The 8,163-nt window shown below is 43.0% G+C and carries 6 protein-coding genes; all 6 read left to right on the top strand.

The features are described 5' to 3' along the window. The first annotated feature begins 130 nt into the window (after positions 1 to 130). Positions 131 to 934: a transporter substrate-binding domain-containing protein gene (locus H8S07_RS08665; RefSeq protein ID WP_118660628.1), complete on the top strand. Its 804-nt coding sequence runs from the start codon at positions 131 to 133 to the stop codon at positions 932 to 934. 8 nt (positions 935 to 942) lie between these two features. Further along, entirely contained in the window at positions 943 to 1,632 is a 690-nt protein-coding gene (locus tag H8S07_RS08660) for an amino acid ABC transporter permease (protein ID WP_021860943.1), read from the top strand. A 10-nt stretch (positions 1,633 to 1,642) separates the two neighbouring features. Next, positions 1,643 to 2,365 (top strand): amino acid ABC transporter ATP-binding protein, encoded by a 723-nt coding sequence (locus tag H8S07_RS08655; RefSeq protein WP_147323698.1) that lies wholly within the window; start codon positions 1,643 to 1,645, stop codon positions 2,363 to 2,365. A gap of 180 nt (positions 2,366 to 2,545) precedes the next feature. Then, entirely contained in the window at positions 2,546 to 3,472 is a 927-nt protein-coding gene (locus H8S07_RS08650) for a DMT family transporter (protein WP_186855874.1), read from the top strand. 226 nt (positions 3,473 to 3,698) lie between these two features. Further along, a complete protein-coding gene (locus H8S07_RS08645; protein WP_186855873.1) occupies positions 3,699 to 6,416 on the top strand; it encodes a DEAD/DEAH box helicase in 2,718 nt (905 codons plus the stop codon). Beyond that, entirely contained in the window at positions 6,394 to 8,106 is a 1,713-nt protein-coding gene (locus H8S07_RS08640) for an ATP-dependent helicase (RefSeq protein ID WP_330598544.1), read from the top strand. Before H8S07_RS08645 ends, H8S07_RS08640 begins: the two co-directional genes overlap by 23 nt. The last annotated feature ends 57 nt before the right edge of the window (positions 8,107 to 8,163 follow it).

Genomic DNA, 8,163 nt, shown 5'->3' with positions numbered 1-8,163 from the left:
CCATGTTTCAAATAAAAGGCAAGTATTTTTATGCAAGAAATGCTTTTACAACCGTCATAATTATGATGATTGCACCGAGAATGATACGGTAATATCCAAATACTTTGAAGTCATTTTAGGAGGAAGAAATATGAAGTTCAAGAAGTTAGTAAGTGTTGTTTTAGTAGCTGCCTGTGTATTTTCACTTGCAGCATGCGGAAGTGACAAGAAAAGCGAAGACAAAAAAGTAGAAGTAACAAAAGCAGAAGATCTGAAAGATCTTACAATTGGTGTTCAGCAGGGAACAACCGGAGATCTGGAAAGTTCTAAGATCGTAAAGAAAGATACACAGATGAAACGTTATCCAAAGGGTGCAGCAGCAGTACAGGCTCTGGAATCCGGAAAATTAGACTGTGTTGTTATCGATGCTCAGCCGGCTAAGAAGTTTGTTGAGAAGAATGACAATCTGAAGATCATTGACGGTATCTTTGATGATGAGCAGTATGCAATCTGCGTGAAAAAAGGTAATTCCAAACTGTTAAAAGAAATGAATACAGCATTAGAAGAACTGAAAAAAGACGGAACAGTTGATAAGATCATCGGTAACTACATTGGTGATGATGCAGGTAAATATCAGTACAAAACTCCGGAAGGAACAGATACTTCCAAAGGAACACTTGTAATGGCAACAAATGCTGAGTTTGAACCATATGAATATCACGAAGGAGATGCTATTGTAGGTATCGATGTTGATATGTCACAGGCAATCTGCGATAAGATAGGATACAAATTAAAAGTAGAAGATATGGAATTTGATTCTATTCTCCCGGCAGTTGCAGCAGGAAAAGCTGATTTCGGTGCAGCAGGTATGACAGTAACAGATGAGAGAAAAGAAAATGCCGATTTCACAGATACATATGCTAACGCTTCACAGGTAGTGATCGTTAAGAAATAGGAGTAATCATGGCAGATTTTTCAGCAAAGTTTTATGCGAACTTTATAAAGGATGACCGTTGGCTCGGTCTTGTGAGCGGTCTCAAGGTGACAATTATTGTCACCTTAGAGGCTTTGCTTTTAGGTGTTATCATTGGTTTTATTGTAGCGATCATTCGTTCTTACCATGATAAGACAAACAAATTAAAGATATTAAATGCAATCTGTAAAGTGTACCTGACAGTGATTCGTGGAACACCGACGATGATCCAGATCTTGATCATGTATCTGGTTGTGTTCGGCTCTTCTTCACTGGATTCCATTATCATCGGTGGTATTGCCTTTGGTATTAATTCCGGTGCATATGTTGCAGAGATTGTGCGTTCCGGTATTATGTCTATTCCAATCGGACAGACAGAAGCAGGACGAAGCCTGGGACTTAATTATGCACAGACAATGCGTCTGATCATTGTTCCGCAGGCATTTAAAAATGTGCTTCCGGCGCTGGTAAATGAGATGATCGTGCTGATCAAAGAGACAGCGATCATCGGTTATATCGGGGAGCAGGATTTGACAAAGGCGGCAATGATCATTCAGAGCCGTACATTCGATGCATTTATGCCTCTTCTGGCGGCAGCAGTCATTTATCTGGCACTTGTTATGCTGCTGACATTCTTTATGAATAAGCTGGAAAGGAGGTTGAGAAACAGTGAGCGATAATAAGGATACAATGATCCAGGTCAAAGACCTGCATAAATCATTTGGAAAAAATAATGTACTCAACGGTATCTCAACAGATATTAAAAAAGGTGAAGTGGTTGTAGTTATCGGACCATCCGGCTCCGGTAAATCTACATTTCTCCGTTCTTTAAATCTTCTGGAGCAGCCAACAAGCGGTTCGATCATTTTTGACGGAGATGAGATTACAGATCCGAAGACCAATATCGACCTGCACAGACAGAAGATGGGAATGGTATTCCAGCATTTTAATCTGTTTCCACACAAGACGATCCGTGAAAATATTACGCTGGCTCCGGTCACACTGAAAAAAATGACAAAAGAAGAAGCTGATAAAAGAGCGGATGAGTTACTGGAACGAGTAGGACTTGCTGACAAAGCAAATGCTTACCCGGAGCAGTTATCCGGTGGACAGAAACAGCGAATTGCCATTGTAAGATCACTGGCGATGGATCCGGAAGTGATGCTTTTCGATGAACCGACTTCCGCACTTGATCCGGAGATGGTTGGAGAAGTTCTGGATCTCATGAAGCAGCTCGCGAGAGAAGGAATGACAATGGTCGTTGTCACACATGAGATGGGATTTGCCAGAGAAGTTGGAACACGAGTTGTGTTCATCGATGAAGGCAAGATCAAAGAACAGGCAGAACCGGAGGAATTTTTCAGTAATCCAAAAGATGAGAGACTGAAAGAATTTTTGAGTAAGATATTATAAATAATAACTATTCAGAACGCTTATGAATAAGAAAACTGATACTTCATATTTATGGGGTATCAGTTTTTTGTTAGGAAATGTTTTTACAAAATGTTTTCTTTGGAAGCGATAGTAGTTTATAATAGCGAATAATAGAAAATAACAATTTATATCATACAACAGGAAAGAGAGTATAAACTAATGACGCAAAAACAAAGCACATTAACCAGAACCGGCATCGTGGCACTTCTTGCCTGCGTTTGCTGCATTTTATGGGGCAGTGCAATACCAATGATAAAAACAGGATATCACCTTATGCAGATGGATTCAGCAGATACGGCAAGCCAGATTGTCTTTGCCGGAATACGGTTTACGCTGGCGGGACTGCTGGTTCTGACATTTACATCAATAAGAGAGAAAAAGGTGATGTTTCCTGATAAAGAAGTCCTGAAATACGCGATACCGGTTTGCCTGGCGCAGACAGTCGGACAGTATTTTTTCTTCTACATAGGTGTTGCAAATACATCAGGTGTGAAAGGTGGTATTATTACCGGACTTGGCAATTTTATTGCAATTTTGCTATCCTGTCTGGTATTTAGAAATGAACGTATGACGGTACGAAAATCAGCAGGCTGCATACTGGGATTTGCAGGAGTTGTTGTGATCAACATCATGGGAAATTCTCTGGACATGGGATTTAAGCTGACTGGTGAAGGGTTTATTCTGATCGCACAGCTTTCCTATGGAATTTCTACCGTATTGATCAATATATTTTCAAGAAAAGTTTCTCCGGTAATATTAAGCGGAACACAGTTTACAATGGGCGGAATCGTGCTGACATTGATCGGCACCGGAATGGGCGGACACCTCGGAAATGTCACGATTGGCGGTGTAGCAATTATTTTCTATCTTGCAATGGTTTCGGCGGTTGCATATACGCTCTGGTCGGTGCTTCTTGCATGGAATGATGTCTCAAAAGTTGCGATTTTCGGGTTTGTGAATCCATTGTGCAGTGTGATATTATCTGCGCTGATATTAGGAGAGGTACGTCAGGCATTTAATATTGGGAGTCTGGTGGCTTTACTTTTGGTTTGCACCGGAATATATATTGTCAATCATAAGAAATAGTAGGATATTAAAACCACAAAGAAAGGAACACGCATGGGAAATGAATCAGGCGAATGGATCATTTCATAAGAAGAGACGGAAGACACAGAGATTTTCTCGAACGAATTGAAGAAATTAGGAAATATTTTATGATTATTATTAGGTGGCATTTTAATGTGGCGAGAACAACAGTTCTGTGCTATACTTAAATGCGAATATATGTTCGAGGACAGAGGGCTGGAAATACATGACAGAAGAATTCAGAGATTATATTATTCATACAAGAAAGATACCGGCAAAAGAGGCGGTTTGTGAAGCATATCCAGAATCGCTTAAGGATGAGCTGAGAGATTATCTTAAAGAGAACGGATATCAGCAGCTTTATTCGCATCAGGTGGAGATGTTCAAAACTGCGGAAGCGGGAAAGAATGTCGTGATCACAACTTCAACGGCGAGTGGTAAGACGCTGGCATTTCTGCTTCCGGTTTTGCAGGAGATTCTTGAGAATCCGCTGGCGAGAGCGATTTTTGTTTACCCGACGAAGGCGCTGGCAAGCGACCAGTATCGTGCCCTGCAGCCGGCGATTGAGTTTTTCGGCGACGGGAAGATATCTGCCGGGGTATACGATGGAGATACGAAACCGGCAGAGCGTACGAGAATCAGACAGAGCGCAAATATTATCCTGACGAACCCGGAGATGTTAAATGGAGCTTTTTTGCCAAATCACAGCAATTACGGGTTTGATACGATTTTCGCAAATCTCAAATATATTGTCATTGATGAATTACATTCTTACCGCGGAGCGTTTGGAGCGCATTTGTCGAATATTTTCCGGAGACTTCACCGGATCTGCACATATTACCGCTCAGAACCGCAGTTTCTCTGTAGCTCTGCGACGATTGCCAATCCGATAGAGCTTGCAGAGAAGATCTGTGGTGTACCGTTTTCGCTGATCGACCGGAACGGTGCTCCGGCACCGGATAAAATCTATCAGATTGTCCAGCCGCCGGAGAACAAAGGAAAGAATGATAAAGTATATGGACGAATCGCGGCATCGGCAGTAGCGGCAAAATTAATCCCGAATCTTGTGGCAGAAGACAGACACTTCATTGCATTCGGACGTTCCAGACGGAATGTGGAAGTCATTTTAAAAGAAGCCAGAGATAAGATGAGTGCTGCAGGATTTCTTGGCGCATTCGGAAGAGCAGGAAAACAGCCGGAGGAGTTGATTGCCGGATACCGGAGTGGTTATACGCCACTTGAGAGAAGAGAGATTGAACGAAAGATGACACATGGAGAACTGGCTGGGCTGGTATCTACCAATGCGCTGGAACTTGGAATTGACATCGGTAAGCTGGATACGACCGTGATCGTTGGCTATCCGGGAACAAGAGCTTCGTTCTGGCAACAGAGCGGACGTGCCGGAAGAAGTGGTGTCTCCTGCGTCAACTACCTTCTTTTGGAGAACCGCCCCTTTGACCAGTATATTGCGATTGATCCGGAATGGCTTTTCTCAAATGAGAGTGAGAATGCAATCGTTGATCCGGACAATCTTCTCATTGAGCTGGCGCATCTGCGTGCGGCGGCAGCAGAACTACCATTGTCGCTGGATGATATTGCACTGTTCCCGGATCTGGGAGAGATGATTCCGGTTCTTTTAAGTGCAGGAGAAGTGAAGAGCCTTGGCGGACGGTTCATATGGGCAGGACCGGCATATCCGGCAGGTGACTACAGCCTCCGCAATATGGACAAGACGAGATTCAAACTTCTTGCGAAGAAAGACGGACATGAGATCACGGAGATGGATGAATTGCAGGCGTATCATGAGATCCACCCAGGTGCAGTTTATATGCATGAGGGAACACTGTATGAAGTTGTGAAGATGGATCTGGTCGGAAGAACCGCAGAGGCAGTTGATTTTGATGGAAATTATTACACAGTCCCGTCAGGAACAAAAGAGACGCGCATTTTACGATGCTTTGAAGAAGAGGAATATAAGAGGACAGAACTTCATTTTGGGGATGTGAATGTCAATGAAGTGATTTCCATGTTCCAGAAATTACAGTTTCACAATCACCAGAATCTTGGCTATGTAACACTGACTCAGCCTTTAAAGAAAGACTACGACACAGAAAGTGCATGGATCACACTGCCGGAGAATGTAGTGCGTGCTTACCGGAGTCTGCTGGTTCCGAACCGTCAGGGGCAGTATATACTTAATGACCATTTTGAAGGAATGAAATATGCGATAAAGAACGCATCTATGATGATTACGATGACAGAGCGTGATGATATAGATGTTGCGGTGTCGAACAATGCGACGATACCGGATGATTATTATCATGAAAAAGTCTCTCTTTTTATTTATGATAAATACGAAGGCGGTCTTGGGTATTCGGAGAAGATCTATGGACTGGTGCCGGAGATCCTGTACAATGCAATCAGGATGGTGAAAGGTTGTCCATGTGAAGACGGCTGCCCAGCATGCGTGGGCGATTACACGCTGGATAAAGGAATGATACTCTGGGGACTTGAGAATCTTCTGGAAGAGACAGAAGCACCGGAGTATGTGCGTAAGAACATAAAAGAGCCACATCCTGCAATAACGAAAGAATTTTCCTTTTTTGAATTGCCGGAGAAATGGCAGAGTTTCTGTGCGGCAGTTCTGAAAAACGGGGAAAGCGGTGGTCGTTTCCTTAAAACAGTAAAAGCAGTGGGTGTAGAAGAGCACAAACTGATTCTTACTGTGGAGAATGCATTTTATGCCGGATGGATACAGGAAGCAGAGAATCGGAAGAGCCTGGAGAATATTCTCAGATACTATGCAATCTGTCCGGGTGATATGAAGATAGAAGTTATTCTTGAAAACAGACAGGGAGAGAAGGAAGAGAAAGAGCAGGAACGAAAGAAAGCCCGCCTGCAAAGGAAATATGATGAACAGCTTGGAAAGAAAAAGACTGAATAGTTACCAGAAAGAAGCCGTATTAGATGAAAGCCCGGCATGTCTTGTGAATGCGAATGTCGGGAGTGGCAAGACGACAGTATTGACGGAAAAAGTACGCTATCTGCATGAGGAGAGACTTGTTCCTTATGAGAAAATGATGGTGCTTACATTTACGAATAAGGCAGCAGACGAGATCGCGGAGCGGCTGGGTATTGAAAAATCTATGTGGGGATTCGGCACATTCCACAGTGTAGCAAGACAGCTTCTCTGTAAGTATCTTCCTGAAAAATGTACAGTCGAAGACACAGATAGAGCAGTGAATCAGAATGAGACAACCGACTGGAATCGTGAATTTGAAGTGATAGAACCGGAAGAAGAGCTGCAGATGCTGCTTGACCTTGTAGATGCGAACGGATATAAGATCAAGTATAAGAACCGTCTGCAGGCGAGGCTGGAGAATGACTATGAAGCATATCTGCAGGGAAAACCAAAAGGAAAATATAAGGATGATCTGTTCCGGGTATTTCCGCTTCTTGATCGAAAGAAACGTCAGGAGAACAAGATGTCTTTCGCAGATCTTATCCGTGAGGGAACGAAATGTGCAGAGGAACACAGAAAAGAGTTGGGGCTTCAGTGGATTATTGTAGATGAAGTGCAGGATAGCGACCAGAAGCAGCTGGATTTTATCGAAGCACTGAAAGATGCACAGACCCGATTTTTCGCAGTAGGAGATCCGAATCAGGTGATCTACAGCTGGAGAGGAACTGCACCGAATATGTTCTTCATGATCAAGCACCGGTTTGAAGCAAAAGAACTTTCCCTGCCGGTCAATTATCGTTCAAGTGATGTGATCCTGGAAGCTGCGAACCGTTTTCTGCAATTTGGAGGAAAGATTGAGGGCAGCGGTGTGAAAGGTGATAAGATTCTGATAAAGAATCATTATGATCCGTTTATAGAGGCAGAATATCTGACAGAACGAATCCGGAAACTTCACGAAGATGGTCTGCCATACAGCCAGATCGCAGTTTTTTACCGTGTGCAGAAGCAGGCGGAGATTTTGGAAAAGGTATTTGAAAGAGCGGAATTGCCAGTTACATTTTCCAATGTCGGAAAAGAAGGAGAAGTACTACATTTTATGACGTTGCATGCATCAAAAGGTCTGGAATTCGATTATGTATTTATTGTCGGATTGAATCAGGGACTGATTCCCCTTCGGTGCACCGGTATGGAGCAGGAAGAAGAGGAGATGCGTCTGTTTTTTGTAGGGCTTACCCGTGCGAGAAAGAATCTGGAATTATCTTATTACACGAATCCGACAATTCCCGGCGTGTTTGAAGCACCGAGCAGATATCTGAAGCGTCTGCCGGAGCATCTGCTTGACTGGGAAGAAAAACCGGGAAGCGAAGAGCGAAAAGCAAATTTACAGAGTTTAAGACGGCAGGCAGTAGAAACGATAAGGAGAAAATCTGCGGAGGAAAATATGGCAGAAACAGAGCCTGTAAAACAAAAAGAAAGACAGATAGAAACAGAGTCTGTAAAACAAGAAGAAAGACATACAAATACAGAAGAGCGGGTTGTACGGAGAGGCAGACATCCAAAGTACGGTGAAGGCATCATCACATCAGAAGATGATATGACGATAGAAGTGGAATTTCCGGGATATGGAAAGAAACAGTTTCTGAAAGCATTCGGAGAAATAGATGTATCATAATAAGAAAACTTAAAGAAATATTAACTATTTAAGAAAGCGCAGAGGAAGGAGCATATG

Origin of the sequence: Dorea hominis (genome assembly GCF_014287705.1) — a bacterium.
Lineage (GTDB): Bacteria > Bacillota > Clostridia > Lachnospirales > Lachnospiraceae > Dorea_D > Dorea_D hominis.
The sequence above is the reverse complement of the archived record's forward strand: the minus strand, read 5'-3'. Positions and strand labels throughout refer to the sequence as shown.